This window comes from Roseibium sp. MMSF_3247, from assembly GCF_030733765.1.
Classification (GTDB): domain Bacteria; phylum Pseudomonadota; class Alphaproteobacteria; order Rhizobiales; family Stappiaceae; genus Roseibium.
In genome coordinates, this window is record NZ_JASHII010000001.1 from 669,195 (window position 1) to 692,804 (window position 23,610).

Annotated in this window: 21 protein-coding genes and 1 tRNA gene; 12 read left to right on the forward strand and 10 right to left on the reverse strand. The window is 55.7% G+C overall.

Annotation, left to right across the window (positions count from 1 at the left end; genetic code table 11):
• Positions 1-156: 156 nt before the first annotated feature.
• The 4 genes from RBB44_RS02970 (at position 157) to RBB44_RS02985 (ending at position 4,226) form a co-directional block, all read left to right on the forward strand.
• Positions 157-1,236, forward strand: coding sequence for a polyamine ABC transporter substrate-binding protein (locus RBB44_RS02970; protein WP_371932323.1), 1,080 nt, complete (start codon positions 157-159; stop codon positions 1,234-1,236).
• A gap of 77 nt (positions 1,237-1,313) precedes the next feature.
• Positions 1,314-2,471, forward strand: a complete 1,158-nt coding sequence (locus RBB44_RS02975) for an ABC transporter ATP-binding protein (protein WP_306149809.1) — start codon at positions 1,314-1,316, stop codon at positions 2,469-2,471.
• A gap of 10 nt (positions 2,472-2,481) precedes the next feature.
• Positions 2,482-3,405, forward strand: coding sequence for an ABC transporter permease subunit (locus tag RBB44_RS02980; RefSeq protein ID WP_306149810.1), 924 nt, complete (start codon positions 2,482-2,484; stop codon positions 3,403-3,405).
• On the forward strand, positions 3,402-4,226 hold the full coding sequence (locus RBB44_RS02985) for an ABC transporter permease (protein ID WP_133948550.1): 825 nt from the start codon (positions 3,402-3,404) through the stop codon (positions 4,224-4,226). Before RBB44_RS02980 ends, RBB44_RS02985 begins: the two co-directional genes overlap by 4 nt.
• 4 nt (positions 4,227-4,230) lie before the next feature.
• Here RBB44_RS02985 and RBB44_RS02990 read toward each other — a convergent pair whose 3' ends face one another.
• Positions 4,231-4,473, reverse strand: a complete 243-nt coding sequence (locus tag RBB44_RS02990; protein WP_055670357.1) for a DUF6460 domain-containing protein — start codon at positions 4,471-4,473, stop codon at positions 4,231-4,233.
• A 251-nt stretch (positions 4,474-4,724) separates the two neighbouring features.
• On the opposite strand from RBB44_RS02990, the gene RBB44_RS02995 reads away from it, so the two are divergent.
• Together RBB44_RS02995 and RBB44_RS03000 are read left to right on the forward strand one after the other, a co-directional pair.
• Positions 4,725-5,420: a CoA transferase subunit A gene (locus RBB44_RS02995; RefSeq protein WP_008190021.1), complete on the forward strand. Its 696-nt coding sequence runs from the start codon at positions 4,725-4,727 to the stop codon at positions 5,418-5,420.
• Between the two features lie 21 nt (positions 5,421-5,441).
• Positions 5,442-6,068, forward strand: a complete 627-nt coding sequence (locus tag RBB44_RS03000) for a CoA transferase subunit B (protein WP_133948546.1) — start codon at positions 5,442-5,444, stop codon at positions 6,066-6,068.
• Positions 6,069-6,217: 149 nt separating this feature from the next.
• Here the strand turns inward: RBB44_RS03000 and ftsH are convergent, their stop codons facing one another.
• Both ftsH and RBB44_RS03010 read right to left on the reverse strand, forming a co-directional pair.
• On the reverse strand, positions 6,218-8,044 hold the full coding sequence (gene ftsH, locus RBB44_RS03005) for an ATP-dependent zinc metalloprotease FtsH (protein ID WP_306149811.1): 1,827 nt from the start codon (positions 8,042-8,044) through the stop codon (positions 6,218-6,220).
• 140 nt (positions 8,045-8,184) lie between these two features.
• On the reverse strand, positions 8,185-9,807 hold the full coding sequence (locus RBB44_RS03010; RefSeq protein WP_306149812.1) for a thiamine pyrophosphate-binding protein: 1,623 nt from the start codon (positions 9,805-9,807) through the stop codon (positions 8,185-8,187).
• Between the two features lie 337 nt (positions 9,808-10,144).
• Between RBB44_RS03010 and RBB44_RS03015 the strand changes: the two genes are divergently transcribed.
• Entirely contained in the window at positions 10,145-11,176 is a 1,032-nt protein-coding gene (locus RBB44_RS03015; RefSeq protein ID WP_208326700.1) for a Fe(3+) ABC transporter substrate-binding protein, read from the forward strand.
• A 159-nt stretch (positions 11,177-11,335) separates the two neighbouring features.
• On the opposite strand, the gene RBB44_RS03020 is transcribed toward RBB44_RS03015, so the two are convergent.
• Both RBB44_RS03020 and RBB44_RS03025 read right to left on the reverse strand, forming a co-directional pair.
• Complete coding sequence (locus tag RBB44_RS03020) at positions 11,336-12,985, reverse strand: iron ABC transporter permease (protein WP_306149813.1); 1,650 nt, start codon at positions 12,983-12,985, stop codon at positions 11,336-11,338.
• A 241-nt stretch (positions 12,986-13,226) separates the two neighbouring features.
• Complete coding sequence (locus tag RBB44_RS03025; RefSeq protein ID WP_306149814.1) at positions 13,227-17,483, reverse strand: ATP-binding protein; 4,257 nt, start codon at positions 17,481-17,483, stop codon at positions 13,227-13,229.
• Between the two features lie 260 nt (positions 17,484-17,743).
• Here RBB44_RS03025 and RBB44_RS03030 point away from each other — a divergent pair, with 260 nt between their 5' ends.
• The 4 genes from RBB44_RS03030 (at position 17,744) to RBB44_RS03045 (ending at position 19,909) form a co-directional block, all read left to right on the forward strand.
• Positions 17,744-18,130: a phasin gene (locus RBB44_RS03030; RefSeq protein WP_306149815.1), complete on the forward strand. Its 387-nt coding sequence runs from the start codon at positions 17,744-17,746 to the stop codon at positions 18,128-18,130.
• Positions 18,131-18,478: 348 nt separating this feature from the next.
• The gene (locus RBB44_RS03035) at positions 18,479-18,988 is read left to right on the forward strand and encodes a TIGR01841 family phasin (protein WP_133948534.1); all 510 of its coding nucleotides are present in this window, start codon (positions 18,479-18,481) and stop codon (positions 18,986-18,988) included.
• Between the two features lie 183 nt (positions 18,989-19,171).
• Positions 19,172-19,248: transfer RNA gene (locus RBB44_RS03040), tRNA-His, on the forward strand.
• 145 nt (positions 19,249-19,393) lie between these two features.
• Positions 19,394-19,909, forward strand: coding sequence for a hypothetical protein (locus RBB44_RS03045; protein ID WP_306149816.1), 516 nt, complete (start codon positions 19,394-19,396; stop codon positions 19,907-19,909).
• Positions 19,910-19,911: 2 nt separating this feature from the next.
• Here RBB44_RS03045 and RBB44_RS03050 read toward each other — a convergent pair whose 3' ends face one another.
• From RBB44_RS03050 to RBB44_RS03070, 5 genes are all read right to left on the reverse strand, one after another.
• Positions 19,912-20,217: a GNAT family N-acetyltransferase gene (locus tag RBB44_RS03050; RefSeq protein ID WP_371932314.1), complete on the reverse strand. Its 306-nt coding sequence runs from the start codon at positions 20,215-20,217 to the stop codon at positions 19,912-19,914.
• Between the two features lie 164 nt (positions 20,218-20,381).
• Positions 20,382-21,086: a pirin family protein gene (locus RBB44_RS03055; RefSeq protein ID WP_306149818.1), complete on the reverse strand. Its 705-nt coding sequence runs from the start codon at positions 21,084-21,086 to the stop codon at positions 20,382-20,384.
• Between the two features lie 142 nt (positions 21,087-21,228).
• Positions 21,229-21,519 carry a DUF3291 domain-containing protein gene (locus RBB44_RS03060; RefSeq protein ID WP_306149819.1) on the reverse strand — a complete coding sequence of 97 codons (291 nt, stop codon included), beginning with the start codon at positions 21,517-21,519 and terminating at the stop codon, positions 21,229-21,231.
• Between the two features lie 49 nt (positions 21,520-21,568).
• Entirely contained in the window at positions 21,569-21,784 is a 216-nt protein-coding gene (locus RBB44_RS03065) for a hypothetical protein (protein ID WP_306149820.1), read from the reverse strand.
• A gap of 118 nt (positions 21,785-21,902) precedes the next feature.
• Positions 21,903-22,460 carry a DUF3291 domain-containing protein gene (locus RBB44_RS03070; RefSeq protein WP_306149821.1) on the reverse strand — a complete coding sequence of 186 codons (558 nt, stop codon included), beginning with the start codon at positions 22,458-22,460 and terminating at the stop codon, positions 21,903-21,905.
• 244 nt (positions 22,461-22,704) lie between these two features.
• Between RBB44_RS03070 and RBB44_RS03075 the strand changes: the two genes are divergently transcribed.
• A complete protein-coding gene (locus RBB44_RS03075; protein WP_209179316.1) occupies positions 22,705-23,532 on the forward strand; it encodes a sulfite exporter TauE/SafE family protein in 828 nt (275 codons plus the stop codon).
• The last annotated feature ends 78 nt before the right edge of the window (positions 23,533-23,610 follow it).

A 23,610-nucleotide genomic window follows, 5' to 3' on the forward strand; every position in this document is an offset into this window, starting at 1 on the left:
GGCTTGCCCAAAATCGACTCTGGACAAAAATACCGTGCGTGGCAAAGTTCGCGTCAAACCAAAGGGAACCGCAAACAGTTACTGCCGTTTGCAAAAAGATGACGGTCAACGTCCTCCGAAACAAAACAGGGGAACATGAATATGAAACTCAAGACTATGCTTCTCGCCGTAACTTCACTCAGTGTGCTGGGTGGGGCGGCATTGGCTCAAGATCGCACGGTCAATGTCTACAACTGGTCCGACTATATTGATGAGTCGATTCTGGAAGACTTCACCAAGGAAACCGGCATCAACGTCGTCTATGACGTGTTTGACTCCAACGAAGTGCTTGAGACCAAGCTTCTGGCCGGTGGTACCGGGTATGACGTTGTGGTCCCGACCGGCACGTTCCTGTCGCGCCAAATCCAGGCAGGCGTCTTCGACAAACTCGACAAATCCAAGTTGAGCAATATCGGAAACATGTGGTCAGATATCGAAGCGCGGGTTGCCAAATACGACCCGGACAACGCCTATTCTATCAACTACATGTGGGGCACAACCGGCCTTGGATATAATGTCGAGAAGGTAAAGGCTGCACTTGGCGAAGACGCACCGGTTGACAGCTGGGACCTGTTGTTCAAGCCGGAAAATGCCGCAAAACTCCAAGAATGCGGTATCCATGTTCTTGATGCGCCGACCGAATTGTTCCCGGCTGCACTGAACTATCTTGGACTGGACCCGGACAGCAAGGACACCGGCGAAATTGAAAAAGCGACCGAGCTTTTGAAATCGGTCCGGCCCTACGTCCAAAAGTTCCATTCCTCGGAGTACATCAACGCGCTTGCAAATGGTGACATCTGCCTGGCCGTCGGTTGGTCTGGCGACGTTCTGCAGGCCCGTGACCGTGCAGCAGAGGCCGACAATGGCGTAACCGTGGAATACGCCATTCCGAAAGAAGGCGCACTGATGTGGTTCGACCAGATGGCGATCCCGGCAGATGCAAAAAACAAAGAGGAAGCGCATGAATTCTTGAACTACATCATGCGCCCTGACGTGATGGCGAAGGCCTCGAACTACGTCTATTACGCAAACGGCAACAAAGCCTCTCAAGAAATGCTGAATGACGATGTCATCGGCGATCCGGCGATTTATCCGCCGGCAGAGGCTGTCGAAAACCTCTACACCGTGACGTCGTACCCGCCGAAGGTAAACCGCGTTGTGACACGGTCCTGGACCTCTGTGAAAAGCGGACAGTAACCGAAGACAACCACCGGACGGCATTTGCTGTCCGGTGGACTTTTTGTGTCTTAGTTCTTCGTGGGGTGGGGGCTACCTTGGCTAAAAAGACGATCGGACCAGTGCGCCGCGAATTTGTTCCCTGGGAAGATCCAGAACAAAAGCCGTTTATCGAATTTCGCAATGTTACCAAGAAGTTTGGTGACTTTATCGCGGTCAACAATCTCTCACTCAAGATCTATAAGCGGGAGTTTTTTGCGCTCCTTGGAGGGTCCGGCTGCGGCAAAACCACGTTGATGCGCATGCTCGCCGGGTTCGAGACGCCCACCTCCGGTGAGATCTTTCTGGATGGACAGGATTTGTCTGGCATTCCGCCTTTCCGGCGGCCGTCCAATATGATGTTCCAGTCCTATGCGCTTTTCCCGCATATGAGCGTTGAGAAGAACATTGCGTTCGGTCTGGAGCAGGACAATCTACCGAAATCGGAAATTGATGATCGGGTCGTCGAAATGCTGCGGCTGACCAAGCTTGAGCAATTCGCCAAACGCAAGCCACACCAGTTGTCCGGCGGTCAGCGGCAGCGTGTTGCGCTGGCTCGGTCTCTAGCAAAACGCCCTAAGGTCTTGCTGCTCGATGAACCACTGGGCGCGCTGGATCGCAAGCTGCGCGAAGAAACGCAGTTTGAGCTCATGGCGCTGCAGGAAGATTTGAAAATGACCTTCCTGATCGTAACGCACGATCAGGAAGAAGCAATGACGGTCGCCGACCGGATCGCTGTCATGGATCGCGGTGAACTTGTTCAGGTGGCAACACCCTCGGAGATTTATGAAGCGCCGAACTCCAAGTTTGTTGCCGACTTTATCGGCGACGTGAACTTGATCGAGGCGAAAGTTCTGGAGAAGGCCGATAACGGGACGCGTATGCAGGCGGTTGTTGGTGACTTTGCCATTGATACGGAGCAGACAACGGTTGCTTCTGTCGGAGATACAGTCTGGTACGCCATTCGACCGGAAAAGGTTCGGATTGGGCAGGGGCAGCCAGAAGGTTCGGTGACCAATCAGATTGGTGGCATCGTTTGGGACATCGCCTATCTTGGCGACGTTTCCATCTTCCATACGAAGGTTGGTGAAGACGATCACGACATTTTACGTGCCACCAAGGCCAACATCTCGCGCATGGTCGAAGACCCGATCACATGGGATGAAAATGTTGTCCTGACATTTGACCGGGACGCCGGTGTAATCCTGACTGGATGAGGAGGGCGGCATGAGCAAAGCGGCATCTAAATCCAAACGGGGTCTCGGCGGCTGGGGGTTAATTGCAGTTCCTTATCTCTGGCTGCTGATTTTCTTCCTCGCGCCGTTTCTGATCGTCTTCAAGATTTCCCTGTCACAGGTCGCGGTTGCGATCCCGCCTTATTTTCCAACGTTCGATTTGGCTGAAGGTTGGCAGGCTTTCCGGGAAGGACTTGGCGAGCTCTCTCTGGAAAACTATGTCTGGCTGACGGAAGACGCCCTTTACTGGAAGTCTTACGTCTCCTCGGTCTACATTGCCGCGGTTTCCACACTCATAACCCTCCTGATCGGCTACCCGATTGCTTACGGTATGGCGCGGAGCCCGGAAGCTTGGCGGCCGACCCTTTTGATGCTGGTGATCCTGCCGTTTTGGACCAGCTTTCTCATTCGCGTCTATGCCTGGATCGGCATTCTCAAAAACGAGGGCCTTCTCAATCAGTTCCTGATGATGCTGGGCCTGATTGACGAACCGCTGGTGATCCTGAACACCAATGCCGCAGTCTATGTTGGCATCGTTTACTCCTACCTGCCGTTCCTGGTGCTGCCGCTTTACGCCAGCCTTGAAAAGCTGGATGGTAGTTTGCTCGAAGCCGCAGAAGACCTCGGCTGCCCGCCATGGAAAGCCTTCTGGAAGATCACCGTTCCCTTATCGCTTCCAGGTGTAATCGCAGGCTGTTTCCTTGTGTTCATTCCAGCGGTTGGCGAGTTCGTCATCCCAGACCTTCTCGGCGGATCGGAAACCCTAATGATCGGCAAGACGCTGTGGGTGGAGTTCTTTAACAACCGCGATTGGCCGGTATCTTCTGCAGTCGCAGTGATCCTCTTGCTGATCCTCGTGATTCCGATCGTTCTTTTCCAGAACCAGCAACAAAAAATGGCGGAGAAGAACCAATGACTCGCGGCCCTTCCTGGTTCAACGTGACGTCGATCGTCCTCGGCTTTTCGTTCCTATATCTGCCAATTGTGCTTCTGGTCATCTATTCGTTCAACGAAAGCCGGCTGGTGACGGTCTGGGGCGGTTTTTCCACCAAGTGGTATGTGGAACTCCTCCAGAACGATCAGCTGCTGGATGCGGCGTGGGTGACGCTGCGTGTTGCCTTTGTTTCGGCATCTGTCGCGACGGTGCTCGGCACAATGGCCGCATTGGTCTTGGTGCGTTCAGGGCGGTTTATGGGGCGCTCCATGTTTTCGGGCATGATCTTCGCCCCGCTTGTTATGCCGGAGGTGATCCTCGGGTTGTCGCTGCTGCTTCTGTTTGTGGCGATGGATCAGGCGCGCGGGTTTTGGACAGTGATCATAGCGCACACCACGTTTGCCATGTGCTACGTGGCTGTGGTCGTGCAATCGCGGTTGGTCGGGTTCGACAAATCCGTTGAAGAGGCAGCTGAAGATCTCGGGTGCCCGCCGGTCAAAACGTTCTTCCTAATCACGCTGCCGATCATCCTGCCCGGTGTCATTGCAGGCTGGATGCTGGCATTCACCCTGTCCCTGGATGATCTCGTCATTGCGAGCTTCACCACCGGGCCTGGTGCAACCACCTTGCCGATGAAAATCTATTCCCAGGTCCGCCTTGGTGTTACGCCGGAAATCAATGCGGTCTGTACGATCCTGGTTGTGCTTGTGTCGATCGGTGTGATTGCAGCGTCCATTGCCACCAAGCGGCAGCAGGTGCAGCGAGAACGGGATGAACGGGCAGCCTTCGGCGCGGACGGTTGAGGTTTTATGCGCGCGGCGGGCGGAACAGGTAAATCACCAGCCAAACCGGCACCACGATGAACGCGCCGAGGATCATGTTCGGGATCGCCCAGTCCCGGAATTCCAGCATGTAAATCCACAATTGGATCGGGCTGAGACCGACGGAGCCGAGCACATCTTCCGCTGTGATGTTGATGAACGATAATCCAGCGCCGACCAGCAGCGAAATCACCGCAATCTTAAAAAGGGTCGACAGGAATTGGTACAAGGCTCCAGAGTCTTTCGTCGGTAATCTTCGTTTGACCGTTAAGGAAATACATACCATATCCGGATCGGCACAAAACCATATCCATGGGTCAAGATGCTGTTCGCATACGACAATCCGCAAACAGGGTAAACCTTGCGATCTGAATGAAGGTTCATGTTTTTCGCTGCAACGCATCATTGCCCCTTGACCGAAGGAAAACTTGCAGCGAATGTGCCGCCGACGTGCGTTACGACACCAAACGGGAGTGAAAAATGAACAAAGTCTACCCGGACGCAAAGGCTGCCCTAGAGGGCCTGACCTTTGACGGAATGACTGTGATGGCCGGTGGCTTCGGCCTTTGCGGGATTCCGGAGAACCTTATTGTGGCTCTGCGGGAATCCGGCGCCCAAAACATCACCGCGATCTCCAACAATGCCGGCGTGGATGATTTCGGTCTGGGCTTGCTGCTGCAAACCCGCCAGATCAAGAAAATGGTGTCGTCCTATGTGGGCGAGAACGCAACCTTCGAAAAGCAGTACCTCAACGGCGAGCTGGAGCTCGAGTTCAACCCGCAAGGAACACTTGCCGAGCGCATCCGCGCTGGCGGTGCCGGCATCCCGGGTTTCTACACCAAGACCGGTGTGGGGACGCTGATTGCCGACGGCAAGGAGCACAAGGACTTCAACGGCGAGACCTACATCATGGAGACCGGTCTTGTGTCCGACGTGTCCCTGGTTAAAGCTTGGAAAGCCGACAAGGAAGGCAACCTGATCTACCGGAAGACCGCGCGGAACTTCAATCCGATGATGGCGACCGCCGGCAAGACAACTGTCGTGGAAGTGGAGGAGCTGGTTGAAGTCGGTGAACTCGACGCGGACAACATCCACACCGCCGGTATCTTTGTCGACCGCATCATTGTCGGCAGCCATGAGAAGCGCATCGAAAAGCGCACCACCCGCGAAGCCTGATCGAGTTGAGGAGATAAAAACATGGCCTGGACACGTGACGATATGGCCGCGCGCGCGGCAAAAGAACTTCACGACGGCTTTTACGTCAATCTCGGTATCGGCATTCCGACGCTGGTTTCAAACTACATTCCGGATGGCATGCATGTCACGCTGCAGTCGGAAAACGGCATGCTCGGCATGGGCCCGTTCCCGACCGATGATGAGGTTGATGCCGACTTGATCAACGCCGGCAAGCAGACAATCACCGAATTGCCGCAGACGAGCTATTTCTCCTCTGCCGACAGCTTCGGCATGATCCGCGGTGGTCACATTGATCTGTCGATCCTCGGCGCGATGGAAGTTTCCCAGAACGGCGATCTCGCCAACTGGATGATCCCGGGCAAGATGGTCAAGGGCATGGGCGGTGCAATGGATCTGGTTGCTGGCGTCAAGCGCGTCGTCGTCATCATGGACCACACTTCCAAGGCAGGTGATCCGAAGCTTCTGAAAGAGTGCACCTTGCCGCTCACCGGTGTGCGCTGCGTTGACCGGGTCATCACCGGCCTCGGCGTCTTCGACATCACGCCGCACGGCCTGACCGTTGTCGAACTGGCGCCGGATGTTTCTTTGGACGAAGTCAAATCCAAGACCGAAGCGAACGTCGTCTGATAGTCAGAGAACGATTGTCCTCACTCTGCCGTCCCGGCCTCCGAGCCGGGACCTCAGGCATTGATGAGGCCCCGGATCAAGTCCGGACCGGCAGATGTGAAAGTCAAAGATCAGGAAAACGCCCGCAGTTTGCGGGCGTTTTTCTTTGTTCACTCCGCCGCTGCGGCGGCGTTGCGCTCGGCGATGGGGCGGATGGCCGGGAAGTCCTGATCGGTCAGGGTTTCCTTGGTCAATAGCAACTCCGCACCAGCATCTAGCTCGGACCGGTGATCGTTCAGGATTGCTTTTGCTCTTGCGAAGGCCGCCTCCACCCGGGCGCGGATTGCCAAATCAATCTCCCGCTGGGTTTCTTCTGAAACATCAGCCCTGTCCGGCACAGGCTGGCCAAGAAAATTCTGCTGCGGGCTTGCGTAAACCCGGTTACCGAGTCCGCCTTCCATGCCGTAACGCATCACCATATCGCGGGCGACTTCGGTGACTTTTTGAAGGTCGTCCGACGCCCCGGTCGATATCTCGTTGAAGATGATTTCTTCTGCCGCACGCCCGCCCATCAAAACAGCCATCCGGTTTTCCAGGTCCTGCGTTGACAGCAAGAACCGGTCTTCGGTCGGCCGCTGCATGGTGTAGCCGAGCGCGCCGATGCCCCGCGGGATGATCGAGATCTTGTGCACCGGATCGCAGCCCTCAAGATTGGCGGCAACAAGCGCATGGCCCATCTCATGGAAGGCGACTGTCTTGCGTTCTTTTTCGGACAGAACCCGACTCCGTTTTTCAAGCCCTGCAATCACGCGTTCGATGGCCTCGTTGAAGTCTTTCAGGGTAACGGCATCTGCATTTCGGCGGGTGGCAAGAAGTGCGGCCTCATTGATCAAGGTCGCAAGATCGGCACCAGAGAAGCCGGCTGTCAGTTGAGCAACCTGATCAAGGTCCGTGTCCGGCGCGAGTTGGATCTTCTTTATATGGACATCGAGGATGGCCCGGCGCCCGCTTTTGTCGGGGCGATCCACCAGCACCTGCCGGTCGAACCGACCGGCACGCAAGAGTGCCTGATCCAGTATCTCCGGCCGGTTGGTCGCGGCGAGCAGAATAATGCCGCTTGAGGGATCAAACCCGTCCAATTCGGTCAGGAGCTGATTGAGGGTCTGTTCCTTTTCATCATTAGTACCCATGGCACCGCTTGACCGGGCACGCCCCAGCGCATCGAGTTCGTCGATGAAAATGATGGCCGGGGCCGCCTTGCGCGCTTGTTCAAACAGATCCCGGACACGGGCCGCGCCAACACCAACGAACATCTCGACAAACTCGGAGCCCGAGATCGAGAAGAACGGAACACCTGCTTCACCGGCAACTGCACGGGCAAGCAACGTCTTGCCGGTACCCGGAGGCCCCACCAGAAGAATGCCTTTTGGCACATGCGCGCCAAGCCGGCCGTAGGATTTCGGGTCTTTCAGGAAATCCACGATCTCCTTCAGTTCCCGCTTGGCCTCATCAACCCCGGCGACATTTTCAAAGCTGACCTCAACGTCGGTCTCCACATAGACTTTCGCCTTGGACTTGCCGACAGTCATCATCCCGCCAATGCCCTGCTTTTCGGCGAACTTCCGGATGAAGAACATCCAAAGGCCAAAGAGCAGCAAAACCGGCAACACCCAGGAGAGAATGTCCCGGATGAGCGTGCTCTCGATCACCCCGGTGAACTTTACATCGTATTTCGTGAGTTCTTCAGCGAGCGGCAGTTCCACGCGGGTCGTCACAAAATACTGTTTGCCATCCTTCAAAGGCTCCTTGAATTTTCCTTGAAGGGTGTTTTCCTTAACGGAAATCTCCTCGATTTTCTTGTCCTTGAGGTACTGTTCGAACTGGCTATAGGGGATCTCTTCAATGGTCTTATAGGCCGTCCACCAGCTCTGAAAGGTCAGCACCAGCATCATTGCGATGAAGGCATACCAAAGATTGATCTGGTGCTTCTTCTCCATGAGAAGGGAGTCCTCTAACCGTTGAATTTGACGATGCCCATTGGTGGGTTTCAGAACAAAGGTGTCAAGCCGGTTGGCCGTCCTGTTGTCCGCCAACCGGCTTGATGCCCAAGTATCTTTTGCCTGAAATGGATGTGCAATCAGATGCGCATACGGGGCACGTCATGCGGGTCAAGCCGCAACTCGATCAGGACTGGTCCCTTGCGGTTTTCCAATGCATTCAGCGCTGTTTGAAGCTCGTCATCCGACCGGACTTCAACGCCCGTTCCGCCAAGCGAAGTCGCAACCTCGGCGAAGGACGGCCACTGGAATGTCGTAAGGCTTGGGTCCATTTGACGATCGAGGAACTGGATGTGTTCAGCGCCATAAGCAGAGTCGTTTGCCACGATGATGATGAGGTCCAGCCCGAGGCGCACGGCCGTGTTGAACTCGTTGATGCCGCCCATCATGAAGCCGCCATCGCCGGTAAACAGCACAACCGGCCGGTCGGGAGCTGCAACCCCAGCGCCAATGGCTTCCTGAAGGCCGAGGCCAATGGAACCGAAATTGGCCGTGTTCACGAAACTCTTCGGATCCGGGGCGGAGATGCGGCACCAGACTTCTGTCATGAAACGCCCGCCATCGGTCACAAGTATGCGGTCCTTCGGAAGCGCGGCTTCAAACCGCTCCAGGGCGCCGACATAATTGACGAAGCCGTCTGCCGTTGTTTTCTTATCCACCGGATGGGCGGTCAGCGAAGCGGTGTCGAGTTCGCGGGTGAAACCGCTCGCCGGAATTTCTGCCTCGTTAAGCCAATACAAGATCGTTTCGGCGGTCAAACCAGCATCTGCAAGAAGCGCAGCGTCCGGGTGAAGCGCGCCGCCGATGGCGGTGGGTTCGACATCCACCTGAACAATCCGCTTGTCTTTCATCAGCTTGCCGCGGTCCGTCGTGAAGTCGTGGAGGCCGGTGCCGAAACAGACAATACAGTCTGTTTGCGCAATCAGATCATAGGCTGCCGGCGTTGAGAGTGTTCCGAAGATATCGATGTTGTAGGGATGGTCCTTGAAAAGGCCCTTCGCTTTAAGGGTTGTTGCAAGCGGGGCTTCCAGCCGGTCGGCAAGTTTGATCAATTGGTCCCGTGCATCAATGGCCCCACCGCCGGCGAGGATCATTGGACGGCGTGCCGATGCGATCATACCAATCGCCTCATCCAGAATGCCGCCTTCGGCAACACCGCCCGGAGCGGTGAAGACGTCCAGGATGTGCTTTTCATAAGCAGCTTCCTGCCACATGAAATCTGCCGGCATGTTCAATACGATCGGACGGCGTTCCACTTGAGCGCGGTAGAAGGCCCGCGCGACATCCATGACGACCGTCTCCGGTGTGCGCTGCTGCTCAAAACCTGCGCCCGTTGCCTTGATTAGTTCGCGCTGGTCAATGCCTTGCAAGTGCCGAGGATTCTCAGCAGGCGTGTCCCCGGCAAACAAAACGATTGGTAAGTGGCCGCGGACACCTTCCGTGATCGCGGTAAGACAATTTGTAAGTGCGGGGCCGTGCGTTACCGTTGCAACACCAACGGCTCCGCTCACATGGGTGTAGGCGAGTGCCATGAGAACCGAACTGCCTTCGTGAGCAGCTGGAACGAAACGGCCACTGCAATCCCGCACAAAGCTGTCGACCATGAATAGATTGGCATCGCCCATCAGGCCGAACATGGTCTCAACTCCATGATCTTTGATTGCTTTGGCAATGGATTGATAGACGTGCAGCTTTGTCGTCACCGGTCGTACTCCTCATGAAATATTAGCTTACTCATAAAGGATTTGTTGTGCGGGAACCGTGCATTTGCGGACAATTGTCAAGGTGCGGTGCATGCTTTGTGCATAGTAGGGCGTAAGGTGCAGGAAACATGCGCTAGGCGCCTTTCCAGTCATTTGCTCCTGCTGGCAAACCGGAAGCGAGGGAGAGGGGACCCCGTTAGATCCTTCAAACCTGGTTTCAATGCGGAACTCAAAAACTGGAATGTTAGGTTCCGATTTTACTTGACCCAGCCTCAGATTTCTATACTTGAGAGCGCAGGTCATGTTTTGTCCTAACGAAATAACAGGGAGTGCCCAAATGCCTTCATTCCGTTCAACAGTATCCCGCGCCGGCCTGGCTGCTGCGTTGTTGATCGCATCATCCCCGCTTGCCTTGGCGACCGGTGAGCTGAACCTCTATTCTTCGCGTCATTACGATACAGACGAGCGTCTTTATTCTGATTTCGAAGAACAGAGCGGCATCAAGATCAACCGCATCGAAGGTAAAGCGGATGAACTGCTGACCCGCATGGAAGCTGAGGGCCAAAACAGCCCGGCCGACATTCTTTTGACTGTTGACACGTCGCGCCTTGAGCGTGCGAAGGGGATGGGCCTTCTCCAGTCTGTAGAGTCCCCTGTTCTGGAACAGCGTCTGCCAGGTTATGTGCAGGACGACGATAATCAGTGGTTCGGCTTTTCTCAGCGCGCGCGCATCATCTTCTACGACAAGGAGAAAGTTGCCGAGCCGCCGCGGACCTATCAGGATCTGGCAGATCCGAAATACAAAGGCATGATCTGTATCCGCTCATCGTCCAACGTGTACACGCAGACCATCACGGCCGCTCTGATTGAGCACCTGGGTGAAGAAGCCGTGAAAGACTGGGCAACGGCCGTGGTCGGCAACTTTGCCCGCGATCCGCAAGGCGGCGACACCGATCAGCTGCGCGGTATTGTGTCCGGTGAGTGCGCGATCGCCATGTCCAACACCTATTACTTCGGCCGTGCGCTTCGCAAGCCGGTCAAGGGTCTGTCTGACGATGTTGCGAAAATCGGCTGGGTCTTCCCGAACCAAGACACGATCGGTGCGCACATGAACTTGTCCGGTGGCGGTGTTGCCAAGCACGCCCCGAACAAGGAAAACGCCATCAAGTTCCTCGAGTATCTGGCATCTGATCAGGCACAGCAGTACTTCTCTGCCGGTAACGACGAGTATCCAGCTGTCCCGGGCGTTGGCATCAGCCCGTCTGTTGCTCAGCTTGGTTTCTTCAAGCCGGATGATGTAGATGCATCTGCAATCGCAGAAAACGTCCCCGCGGCTCAGAAGCTCCTCAACGAAGCTGGCTGGAAATAACAGGTTCATCTGCACAAGGCAGTTGAGTTGAAACAAGCCCCTTCGCGCAGCTGCGCGGAGGGGTTTTCTGTTAGGTGCAATGGAGAAATGGAAGAGCTTTGCGGATCCCAATTATGCCGCTCGAGACAAGCGTGCGGGCCAACATGGAAACTGAGAAGGCTAGACCGCTGTGGGCCGGCTTGATTGGCGGCCCGGGCGCCTAGCCAGTGCTTTACAAAGCAGAATGACAGGGAGCAATCCGACAGCAACGATCACCAGCGACGGCACCGCGGCACCTGACAAGCGCTCATCGGATGCCAGCCTATAGGCCTGAACGGCAAGCGTGTCGAAGTTGAAGGGCCGCATGATGAGGGTCGCGGGCAGCTCCTTCATCACATCCACAAAAACGATCAGCATTGCTGTGAAGACAGTCGGTCGCAGAATTGGGAAGTGGACGCTCCAGAGCATGGTCATCGGAGACCGTCCAAGCGTCCGGGCAACGGCATCGGTCGTCGGGTGTATCGTTGACAGTCCGGCTTCGACCGTGTTGAGGGCCGCGGCCATGAAGCGGACCATATAGGCCATGACGAGCACAGTGATCGTGCCAGTGAACAAGAGTCCGGTCGATAGGTCGAACCAGTTGCGCATCAAACCGTCGATACCATTGTCCAATGCGGCAAACGGAACAAGCAGGCCGACAGCAATGACGCCCCCGGGAACCGCATAGCCAATCCGGCTGACATGCGCGGCTGAAAGCGAGAGCCTGCCGGGATTAAGGCGCAGGTTGAACGCCACCAGCATGGCCGCAAGAACTGTAACGACAGAGGCAACACCGGCCAAAATGATCGAGTTTGTTATGAAACCGATGTATCTGCTGGAAAACAGGTCCTGCTCGGAGGCGAAGCTCATTTCGAACAGGAGCACCAATGGCAATATGAAACCGAAAAACACTGGCGCACCGCAAGCGGTCATAGCTCCAATTTTTGCCCAGCCAGTCAGCTGCGTTGGTGGCACGCGTTCGATCCGTTTGCCGGCGTTATGGTGTTTCGAAGCGCCGCGCTGCATTCGTTCCAGGATCGCGATGAACAAGGCGAATGTCAGCAGACACAGCGCCAATTGCGCTGCGCCTCCGCGGTCTGCAAGGGAAAACCAACTCGTATAGATGCCGGTCGCGAACGTCTGAATCCCGAAATAGCTGACGGTTCCGAAGTCGGCGATGGTCTCCATAACCGCCAAAAGCACGCCGCCGGCGATTGCCGGGCGGGCCATCGGCAGGGAGACGGTCCAGAAGGCGCCCCACGGGCCGCGGCCGAGAGACCGGGCGGCAAGCGTTGCCGTTGCGGATTCCTGTAAGAAGGCCGTGCGGGCCAAGAGATAGACATAAGGATAGAGCACCAGGGTCAGCATCAGCGCCGCCCCTTCTACGCTCCTAATTTCCGGGAACCAGTAGTCCCGAGGTCCCCATCCGGTGACATCGCGCAAAAAGGTCTGGACCGCGCCTGGATGATCTAGAAAGTCGGTATAGGCATAGCCCATGACATAGGCCGGAAAGGCGAAGGGAAGGGCCAGTGATATCTCAAAGAAGCGAACCCCTGGAAACCGTGTCATCGTCACGAGCCAGGCCGTGCCCGTCCCGATGATTGCGGTAAAGATGGCCACGAGCACCATGAGGGCCAGTGTGGTCAGCGTGTACCGAAGCAGCACGGTGTCGATCAGATGAGACAGGGTATCGAAGGAGCCGAGCGCCGCTGCGATTGCGACCGCAACCATCGGCAACAGGCACATTGCTCCGATGACGACTGTGCAAATGATCAGCGTTCGGCTACCCATTGCAGACCGTGTTCTGAACCACTTCGTCGCCGACAAACTGAAGCTGAATGTGGAACTGGACAGGATCTAACCTCAGCCGGAAAGCTATTTCGTTACTAGAAACTGGCTAACCCTTTCGAGATTGCCGGTTCCCGCAGCATTGGTTTCTAGGAGCCGAAGCCTCTCACGATGCCAATAACCGTGGTGTTAACTGGCAAATAAGAGCCAAAAGGTCAAGTTATGCTTAGACCCCTTGGGCGTGTCATTCTGACAGCACCCGTTCGGTCGGAAATGTGATCTCGACCAGCGTCCCCTGATCCGGCGTGGAATCAATATGGAACTGAGCCCGGTTGGCTTCCGCCAATGCCTTGGTCAATGGCAAGCCCAAGCCGGTGCCGCCGCCACGGCGGGCCGTATGGACCTGGCGGAACGGTTCCAACGCAGCGGCGAGTTGCTTTGGATTCATCCCCGAGCCGGTGTCACGGACACGGATGGAGACTTCGCCATTTGGTTCCAGTGTGGTCGACAAAATCACTTGTCCACCGGACTTGTTGTACTTGATCCCGTTGGAAAGCAGGTTGAGCACAATCTGACGCAAGGAACGCGGATCGGCCACAATATTCGGCACCGCATCCGGCAGGCTGGCCCGAATGATGACCCGTTCCCGGTTCGCTTGTGGCTGCATGAGTGCCACGCACTCATTGATGATGTCGTTGGCGGAAACGGCTGAGAATTTCAGATCCTGTTTGCCGGCCTCGATCTTGGAAAGATCCAGAAGATCATTGATCAGGCTCATGATATGTGAGCCCGAAGTCCGAATGTCCTTCAGGTAATCCTTGTACCGGTCGTTGCCGATCGGACCAAACCGTTCTTCCATCATGACTTCGGAGAAGCCAATAATGGCGTTGAGTGGCGTCCGGATTTCGTGGCTGATCTTGGCTAGAAAGTCGGATTTCTGGGAGCTGGCGTTTTCGGCCTGGCGCTTGGCTTGTGTCAGTTCTTCTTCGGCGGTTTTCCATTGGGTGATGTCGCGCAGAACCACGCAGAACTTTGTGTCGTCCTTGTCGCCGATCCGGCCCATTGTCATGAAAAGCGGGATCAGACCTCCGGTCGGTACCTTGCCTAAGACCTCCCGGCCGTCATTTAAAATGCTGGCAACGCCGTTGCGCGCCAGACCGTCGAGATAATCCTCGGCAGAACGGTGGCTCTCCGGTGCCAGGAACTCAATGAACGGAGAGCCAATCATCTCGCCGCGGCTCGCGCTAAATAGGGCTTCCGCGGATCCGTTGACCTTCAAGATTGTACCATGCTCATCCAGCACAAGAACGCCGTCGGTGGCCGTTTCGAGGATGGTTTCCATCTCGGAGATTTGCGTCCGGGCACCGTCCAGTTCGCTGCGGACTTCTTTGAAGAAATTGGGCGTTGTTCCTTCTGAAGCCGCTGGTGCAGGCTTGTTGGTCCGTTCGGTGATCGAAATCATGAGTCCGCGGCTTCCGTTCCAAGGTACGGAATGCATGTGGGCATCTACCGAGCGTACGCCGCCATCCGCGAGCCTGACTTTCATGGTCTCGTCGACCTCGCCTTCCATGCCGTCGGCATCGGGGAGGTCTTCAGCTTCGTCAATGAAAAGCGCTTCCAGGCCGCCTGCTTCACTCAATTCACGGATCGATCGGTATCCCAAGATGCTCAGGAGTGCCTTGTTCGCATAAAGGACGTCCCGGTCATGTGCGATGGCGATACCGATTGGCAGCCGGTCCAAAAGGCTCGGATCAATTGGTCCAGCTTCAGGCACCTCCGGCGGCAGGTCGGGCAGATCATCTTCGCGATTATCAGCTTCATCCGCATCCGGTTCATCCCAGCCTTCCAGGTCCCCTTCCAGCCGGGCACCAAGCGCTTCTGCGATCTTCCGGAACGCCTGACGTTCCGGGCGCGAGAGGCCGGATGTATCAACCGGGACAACACGCGGGTTGACCGTTGCAAGCGGGATCACATTGTCGGAAGAAGGCTCTGGCTTGAGAATATCGGCGGTATCGGTCGCCTGTAGATCTTCCTCAAACTCGGCCGCGAGTTCTTCAGCTTCAAAGGCGGCAGTTTCTTCAAAAAATTCGCGCTCTTCGTTTTCTTCCAGATCAGTGCTCAAGAGGCCGGCATCGAAGGTCGCTTCGTCTGCTTCATCGACTTCGGCAACAGCCTCAACATCTGCCACATCATCGACAGCCTCTTCGAGGTTGTTGCCGTCGGCGGCGACCGTTTCTTCAGCCGTATCTTCCTCATCTTCTGGGTTTGTCGCCGAGATTTCCGTTTCAGCCTCCGCAAAGAGATCTTGTTCCGCTGCGGGTTTGCGTTCTTTCTTGAATGACTTTTGAAGCGAGCGGACAGCTGTTTCGATCTCTGAGGCGTCGAGCGGGGCTGGCCCTGAAATACCTGAAGGTTCTGGCGCATCGTTAGATGCTTTGGCGGTCGTCGCGTCCCAAGCTGTCTCTACTTCTTCATTCTGCGGCAGATCTGCGATCTCTGGTTCCTGCGCGTCCGCACTGCTTGATTTGACCGCTTCTGACAGGCTATTCGCACCGGCCTCGTCAGCTACTTTCTCAATGTCGCTGTCCGTTTCCAGCGTTTCCAGGTCGAGATCATTGCCGGACACACCCTGTTGGAGCGCTGCGTCCATTTTCATGGCAGCCTCAAGAGGCGAGTTCTGCTCCTCTGCAGTATCATCAATGGTCGTTTGTTCGTCCGGCAATGGCTCTTCCGATGGGCTCGCACACTGGCCGACTGCTTCTTCTGCCATTCCCGGTGTATTTTGTTCGGAAGAGCTTTTCGGTGTGTGGTCCGAGAAACGTGACAGAGAGCCAACCAACGCTGCCGCGCTCGCACCAATTGCCATCTTTCCGGCCAAGGCGTCCGGTTGCTTGGGCTTCAGGTCTTCTGCAGCGGGGACCGGTGAGACTTCGGTCTCTGAGCCCTCGGCTTCTTCGACCGGACGCCCTTCATTGACATCATGATGAACATCAACCGGCTCAGACTCATTTGATGCGTGAGTGTCTTCAGCTTCTTCGTCAGCCTCTGAGTGTCCGCCTTCCAACTGCTCATCAAACGCTGCCATTGCCGGGCTGAGCGCTGCGATCCGTGCGCCGGGTTTGGCATCAGCCGCTCGGCAAACACCGAACCCGCGGTAGCCTTCGAAAGTCCGGTTCCGATCAAAAGCCGGAAGCGCCGCCATATCAACGGGGACGCGCAGGGCAGCGTCTGTGACTGGCCAGTCTACTGTTTTGCCGCTCCATGTGTCACGGCGGTCAAGCGCTCTTGCGATGCTTCCACGTGGGTCGAGATCAAACCGGTTGGCAACTTCGGCCCAGGTCAGTCCAACAATATCCGAGCTGGCTGGTCCTACCACGTTGGCAAATTCATCAGAGAGGAACGTGAAACGCTGGTTGATGTCCATCTTCCAAGCAAAACGGACTGGGCGCCGGCCAGGCTGGAACACAAAATCAGATTTTTCTTCCGCGGCTGGGACGCGCTCTGGATCATTGGCACTGGCGTCGAGATCTTCGGAAGCCTCCAACGCCTGCGGGCTGTCTATCAAGGCAGTGTCATCTGCATTATCTGCAGGTTCCTGTTCCTGGTCGTCCCCATCTGCGGGTAACTGGACAGCCTCGGCTTGGTCATCAGGGCCCTCAGCAGCGACCTCCGTGCCCAACTCAAGGCTGTCCCGTGGTTCCGCAGTTCTGTCTTCGGGATCTGCCAGGGCCACGGAAGGCAGCGCTTCTGCAGCTTCCTCGAGTACATCGGCGCGATTCCACACAGATCCTGCTGGGTCAGCCGGGACATCAACTTCATCTGAAGGCATGTTGAAGGGCGCTGCATCAACTTCTGGCTCTTCAACCTCCGGCGCCTCGATCGGCTCATTGTCCAACGCGATCAGTTTCTGGTCCTCGGAGAGTTGAAAAACCGCGCCATCGTGCAGTGAGCCATCAAGTTCAATCGGACCAAACACCGCGCGATGTCCGTCCAGCGGAGCTATATCCTCTGGGGTGCCGGTCAAAGATCCAAAGTTTGCGGAGACAATGCCTCTGTCCGTGATGAAGATAGTCACGTCGCTGTTGCTCACAAGCTGAGCGAAGGTCACGACCGGGTCTTTCGTCGTCGAGAAGCCTTTGTCAGCGCAGATGATGAGGGCTGCAGCCGATCCGTCCTCAAGAACAACCTTTTTACACTGACAGGTGAGGAGCATCACGCGCAGGCCACGATAGAAGCGCAGCCGGTCGATGCTGAACCTATCTTCAACTCCGGAGGCTGCAATGCGCGCAATATGCGGGCGGGCCGGGGAGCGCTCGAGCGAATTCAGGTTCGCCAATGCAGAAACGGAGTCTGCTGAGAAGAATGCTGCACCAGCGGCATTCGCCCACAAGACGCGCCCTCCGTCAGCGGACCATAACCAGGCAGCGCGCCGATCCGCCACAAGCTCGACCAGGTCGGTCATGCCTGTCAGGTCAAGAAAGGTACGGGTCTGATGGTCCATGCTCTGCTCCAAAGGATCAAGTGGCACCGGGCGCACGACGCAATAACCCAGCATTTTTCAGCAGCGTTAACACTCTGTTAATACCGGGAAACAGCGTCACCGTCCACGATAAGCATGGTTGCTAAAGGGGTTACATGAAGGCGTGGTTAATCGGCGCATGCGAATTTGCGGCACTGCCATATGCGTGTTACGAATTTTTGGCATGGAAATATCTCACGAGATCACGTCCTATCCATTTTCGATATCCAAGGAGCGCAATAATGACTGCTGACAAAACCGGCTTTGAAGTGCCAGAACAGATGCGTGACTTTGCCGAAAAGAGCGTTGACCAGGCGCGCAAGGCTTTTGACGATTTCATGGGTGCCACTCACAAGGCCGTAACCAATGTTGAAGAGAGCGCCAACGCTGTTCAGGCCGGAGCAGCTGATGTCAACAAAAAGGCGCTTGGGTATGCAGAAGAGCATGTAAATGCGGCCTTCAAGTTTGCACAGGACCTGGTGAAGGCATCGAATGTCGAAGACATGATGAAGCTGCAGCAGGACTACCTTCGGACCCAGATGGAATCTCTTGGCGAACAAGCTCGTGAATTCTCCAACTCCGCGACGAAGGCTGTCTCTGACGCCACCAAGGCCGCTCAAAAAGATTAAGTCTCTCATGTGTGTGTGATTGACGCTGGCGCAGGTTATCTGCGCCAGTCAGTGTTGGTTCGAACCCGACTATATGTGATCGTATCGGAGCTGGCTCTGTCCGCGACCTTTTCTGCGTGACTCGTTCAGGTGATATGTGTTGACGCGTTTATTGCCAGTCATGCCTGCGCCCGGCCAAAAAACTCCCGAAGACGCAACGGAAATTTTATTGTGCACTGCAAAAAAATATTGCAATGCAGCAAAAGATGTCCTATGTAGGGGATGCGGATGACGACAGGGTCCGTCGGGAGATGACCGGCGGAAATCATATTCACCAATGATCGCATCCGAACTCTAGGAGATGAGATCATGACTGACACGACAACTGCTACCAAAACAGCTTCTAAAACCCGCGCAACCAAAGCAAAGGCTGCACCGGCTGCTGCTTTCCCGGATTTCGAAGCATTCGCAATGCCGAAAATGGAAGTTCCGGCTGCATTCCGTGAAGCAACCGAAAAAAGCATCGAGAGCGCACGTGAGACCTACGCTAAGGTCAAGACTGCTGCTGAAGATGCAACCGATCTGATGGAAGACACTTTTGAAACTTCCCGTCAGGGCGTTGTTGAATTCAACCACAAGGCCGTTGATGCTGCCAAAGTCAACGCCGACGCTGCTTTCACCTTCATCAAGGACATCATGTCCGTGAAGACCCTGGCAGAAGCCATCGAGCTGCAGTCCACGTTTGCACGTCAGCAGTTCGACAGCCTCAGCGCTCAGAGCAAGGAAATGCAGGAACTGGCAACCAAGCTGGGCACCGACGTTTCCGCTCCGGTTAAAGAAGCTATGGAAAAAACCTTCAAAGACATGAAGGTAAACTAAGTCTATCGGCACATGGTGCCTGGACAGCGTATTGTGCCCGGAGCTGAAAGCTCCGGGCATTTGCTTTTCAACAAGCAAAAATTTCTGAAAATTGACGCTTGCCGGTCCGGCAAAACGGCGTTAGAAGACGCCCTTGAAATTGGTGGACGGAAGCCTCACACCGTGCCAATTTAAGGACCTTGTGCAGACGTAGCTCAGTTGGTTAGAGCGTCGGATTGTGGCTCCGAAGGTCGGTGGTTCGAATCCACTCGTCTGTACCACTTCTCTCCCACACACATATTCTTGCCGTCGATATCCTGATGGGACGCAGAACTCCCTTAACGGAAGCGTGTTAGCGTGCATCTGATTTTTGAGATGCGGCGGTCACATGCATGTCCGCCCGACAGATTTTCAGGGAGGGAGTTTATGGCGAAGGAACGGCTGGGATTGTGGGGCAGATTGATCCGGTTGCCGGGGAATTTGCTTCTGGCCTTGATTAACGCAACGGCCCTTCTGATCATTGTGGCGTGTGTGCTGGCTCTTCTCGTAATGAACAAAGTTGAGGAAACAGGAACCCGCGTTGCGGGGGCGGTCACCGGCGCAACACTGGCCCGGCTTCAAGTGACACCGGCTGAATTCAAAGACAATTTGGAAAGCCTGGACACCAGACTGAGCGAGATCTCCGAGCGCCTGAAAAATCGTGGAGAGGAACCTGATGCAGCGCTCCGGCGTCAGCTCAGTGAATTGAATGCCAATTTGGTCGGCTTGCGTCAGGCCGCAGATGGCATCCGATCTGCTGGGCCGGACATAACCGCAGCCGCGTTTGATCAGGCGGGCGATCTTTTGACAGATTCGCTCTACACCTTACGCGGCTGCGGCGTCCCCACCAATGTGGTTATCCAGGAAGACGCTGACATGTCCGTTCAAGGATCATCTAATTAAGGTCAACCTTGAAAGACATCCGCCCATTCCGGATGTTTTTGCCTTTGCGCATTCACATACGGACACAGTGGAACGATCTTGATGCTGTTTTCACGCGCATCTGCCACGAGCCGCTCCACGAGCGCTTTGCCAACACCCATGCCGCGCATACTGTCGGGAACGCCCGTATGATCAGCAATAATCATATGATCACTGACAATCGAAAAGGTTAGTTCCGCCGGCTCGTCAATGCCGGCCACCACTGCAACGTAGCGCCCCTTTGCGCTGTCTTTCGTCAGCGTGATTGTGATTTCGGCGGAATGCGACATCATGAACTCCTTTAAGATTGGCGCGCAGAGTAGCTCTGCGCGCACTTTATAGCGTGTCGTGTTCAATTGAATGCAGACTGCTTCAGGTTTCGCGTACGAGACTAGCCGAGTGGCAGCGAAACCTGAATCCGTTTGAACACGACTTGCTCCAGGACGTAGGGCGGTTAAGTCGCCAAATCGAAGAGCAGGAACTCAGAATCTTGCTGAGCGCTCAAGGAGACAGCTCCTTGCTCCAGGAGACCGAGACCGTCGCCAGCGTTGAGTTGTTGTCCGTTAACACTCAGTGCACCCTTGACGACCTGCAGCCAGATCTTTCTGCCCGGGCGGATATCAAATGCTAGACTGCGATCGGCGGAAAGGAGCGACCCATAAAGGTCGAGGTCCTGATGAATGACGAGCGATCCCTCACGGCCGTCACGGGACCCGATCAGCCTCAGCGCATTCTGTCGCTCTTCAATCGGGAACGCCTTTTGGTCATAGCTCGGCGCGAGACCATCCTGCTCTGGTACGATCCAGATTTGGAGGAAGTGGACGGGATCCGTGTCGGAAGCGTTGTATTCGCTGTGGCGGACGCCTGTTCCGGCTGTCATGCGTTGCAGTTCGCCGGGGCGGATTACGGAGCCGGTGCCAATGCTGTCTTTGTGCTCCAACCCACCAGAGACAACATAGGAGATGATCTCCATGTTCTCATGCGGATGCGTTGGAAAGCCGGCAGACGGTGCGACCCGGTCTTCGTTGATGACGCGTAGCGCTCCGAAACCGATGTAATTCGGGTCGAAGTAGGAGCCGAACGAGAAAGTGTGTTTGCTTTTCAGCCAACCGAAGTCGGCATCGCCGCGGGCGTCAGAGGCGCGATAAATCTGGGACATGGTGACGATCCTTTTCAAACTTTGGCGGGGATGTCCCGCGCTGCTGGGGCTAAGATCGTCATGCGTACTGTTTTATACAATGAGTCGAGTGTTTAACGATTAGTCATCGTTTTTTGAACAATCAAATGGATTGCTGATGGCATCACGCAATATCAGCGATGGCCTGGTTTTCTCTCGCGATGGCTTTCACCCGCGCCGCATCCGGTTTGACGGTTTGGCCATCCGGAGCAAAAGCTTTTTTGAACGAAAACGCCCTGACGTTTGGCCCGTTGTCCATCAAATCTTCAAATCGGCTAACAGCTTCCGTCCAGTCCGGCTGGTAACCAGCCGGGATCCACCACAAGACATATTCCGGGACACCGGGTCTTGCGAGGTGCCATTTGCTGCCCTGCCGATAGGCGTCTCCATGGTGTCCGTGGTAAGTCGCCGCCATGAGGGCCTCGATCGTCTCCCATAAAGACAGGGTGGAGGGTGCCCAGCCGTCACCATTGCTGTTTTCCCAGCATTTGGGAAACACCTGCGGTCACCAGCTCATCGGCCCTTCCTCGCCCTCGTATCCTGAGCGCGATGAATCCGCTCGCGCGCTCCATTTCCGCGAACGCGCCGGGCTCGGCGTCACGAAACCCTTTGATCGCATCCGATTGATAGGGAGCGAGGAACTGATTGAATGTGTATACGGCCAGGTGATGCGCCTCCATGAAATCTCCATTTTTGCGCGATCATCAAAAGAGGCGTTATGCAAAACATCAATCGAAAATTGCGCGTCAATTGGGTGTTTCTAGACTGGTGTGTCCTGTCAGCATCAAGAGTTCGTGCTCAATCTTGTGTCGGAGCCGGCGTAATTCTCCCTGCGAGCAGCTGTACTTTTTGTGCATCCGGATTCGTTCGCCGTCCCGCCGGATCAAAAACCTGTTTGAAGGAAAAGGCGGACGCGCTCGGGCCATTGTCCAATAGGCCTTCATACCTTCCAACGGCCTCTGCCCAGTCTGGTCTGTGGTCTTCGGGTACCCACCACAAAACGTAGGAGGGGATGTCTTTTGCCCGAATATGCCATTGGTGACCGAGCCGGTACGCATGGCCATGATAGCCGTGATACGTAGCCGCAATCAGTGCTTCGATTGAAGTCCAAAGCGAGAGGGTCACTGGGGCCCAACCGTCGCCGTTCAAATTCTCCCAGCACTTTGGCATGACCATTGAGCCCCAGCTCGCCGGTCCGTCTTCGCCGCGATACCCGGAGCGCGCGATGAACCCCTCGCATTGTTCGACAGCCGCGAAGGCTCCAGGCTCGACGTCGCGATAGGCCTTGTTCCTGTCCGCAAGAAACGGCGCAGCCAATTCATTGAAAGTGTATACGGCAAGGATTTTGGACTGCATTTCAGCTCCGGTACTTAAGCTGGTTCCGGAAAGATATGGCGCGCAATTCAGAAGTGCCAGTGTTGTTGCGTCGTACCGTGCGAACCAGGCTCGGGGTTCAAATGCATATCTATGCCGAACCGGAAACGCAGTTGTGGCCTTTTGTTTCTGACCAAGCTGACTATTGTGCGCGCTGCGGACCGTTTGACTTTCGGCGGGATTTTCGATCACCGATATCCGCTCAGGAATACGACAAGGAGCCTACGTGGAAGATCTCAGTTTTGTTTCGCTCGCCTTGCTGGCGGGCGCGTTGCTTGCGACAGGCCTTGTCGCCGGGATTATCGCAGGCCTCCTTGGCGTTGGCGGCGGCATCGTGATCGTCCCCGTGCTCTATTACATGTTCACCGCTCTGAAGATCGATCCCGCGATCCTGATGCATGTGGCGGTCGGCACCTCTCTTGCAACTATTTTGGCAACTGGTACCTCGTCCGCGCGGGCACATTACAACCGCGGCAGTGTCGATATGGACCTGTTGAAGCGGTGGTGGTGGGCGATCGCGATCGGTGTGATTTCAGGTGCAATGATTGCCGGCAACATGTCCGGCGGTGCGCTGACCCTGGTGTTCGGCGTGGTCGCTCTTTTGGTCTCCGCCAACATGTTGCTGCGCAAAGAAGGCTCTGCACTTGCAGACAAACTGCCGGGATCTCCTATCAAGGAGCTGCTTGGTTTTCTCATTGGCGGTATCTCGGTCATGATGGGGATTGGCGGCGGGACCCTCGGCGTTCCGACATTGACATTGTTCAATTATCCGATCCGCAAGGCGGTCGGGACCGCGGCTGCCATTGGCCTCATCATCGCGGTGCCTGGTACACTGATGTCGATCTTTTTTGGCTGGGGTGCGGAAGGTCTTCCGCCCTTGTCGCTCGGCTATGTAAACCTGATCGGGTTCTTTTTGATCATACCGGCGTCAACCTTCGCCGCGCCGCTTGGGGCGAAAATTGCGCATGCGATTGATCCTTCCAAACTCAAACTGATCTTTGCCCTATTTCTCGGTTTCACCGGTCTTCGCATGATCTACGATGTCTTGATGTGATCCGGCGGATTCAGAAAATTTCTTGATCAAGTTGATGAACAACTTTCATTGGTTCTCTCTAAGCGGATCAGGGACAAT

Coding starts and splice junctions, on each gene's coding strand:
- RBB44_RS03065 (WP_306149820.1), bottom strand. CDS start 21,784: ATGGAGGCGCATCACCTGGCCGTATACACATTCAATCAGTTCCTCGCT.
- RBB44_RS02970 (WP_371932323.1), top strand. CDS start 157: ATGCTTCTCGCCGTAACTTCACTCAGTGTGCTGGGTGGGGCGGCATTG.
- RBB44_RS03000 (WP_133948546.1), top strand. CDS start 5,442: ATGGCCTGGACACGTGACGATATGGCCGCGCGCGCGGCAAAAGAACTT.
- RBB44_RS03020 (WP_306149813.1), bottom strand. CDS start 12,985: ATGGGTAGCCGAACGCTGATCATTTGCACAGTCGTCATCGGAGCAATG.
- RBB44_RS02985 (WP_133948550.1), top strand. CDS start 3,402: ATGACTCGCGGCCCTTCCTGGTTCAACGTGACGTCGATCGTCCTCGGC.
- RBB44_RS03060 (WP_306149819.1), bottom strand. CDS start 21,519: ATGGCGGCGACTTACCACGGACACCATGGAGACGCCTATCGGCAGGGC.
- RBB44_RS02995 (WP_008190021.1), top strand. CDS start 4,725: ATGAACAAAGTCTACCCGGACGCAAAGGCTGCCCTAGAGGGCCTGACC.
- RBB44_RS03030 (WP_306149815.1), top strand. CDS start 17,744: ATGACTGCTGACAAAACCGGCTTTGAAGTGCCAGAACAGATGCGTGAC.
- RBB44_RS03045 (WP_306149816.1), top strand. CDS start 19,394: ATGGCGAAGGAACGGCTGGGATTGTGGGGCAGATTGATCCGGTTGCCG.
- RBB44_RS03070 (WP_306149821.1), bottom strand. CDS start 22,460: ATGCAGTCCAAAATCCTTGCCGTATACACTTTCAATGAATTGGCTGCG.
- RBB44_RS03055 (WP_306149818.1), bottom strand. CDS start 21,086: ATGTCCCAGATTTATCGCGCCTCTGACGCCCGCGGCGATGCCGACTTC.
- RBB44_RS03035 (WP_133948534.1), top strand. CDS start 18,479: ATGACTGACACGACAACTGCTACCAAAACAGCTTCTAAAACCCGCGCA.
- RBB44_RS03025 (WP_306149814.1), bottom strand. CDS start 17,483: ATGGACCATCAGACCCGTACCTTTCTTGACCTGACAGGCATGACCGAC.
- ftsH (WP_306149811.1), bottom strand. CDS start 8,044: ATGGAGAAGAAGCACCAGATCAATCTTTGGTATGCCTTCATCGCAATG.
- RBB44_RS03050 (WP_371932314.1), bottom strand. CDS start 20,217: ATGTCGCATTCCGCCGAAATCACAATCACGCTGACGAAAGACAGCGCA.
- RBB44_RS02980 (WP_306149810.1), top strand. CDS start 2,482: ATGAGCAAAGCGGCATCTAAATCCAAACGGGGTCTCGGCGGCTGGGGG.
- RBB44_RS03015 (WP_208326700.1), top strand. CDS start 10,145: ATGCCTTCATTCCGTTCAACAGTATCCCGCGCCGGCCTGGCTGCTGCG.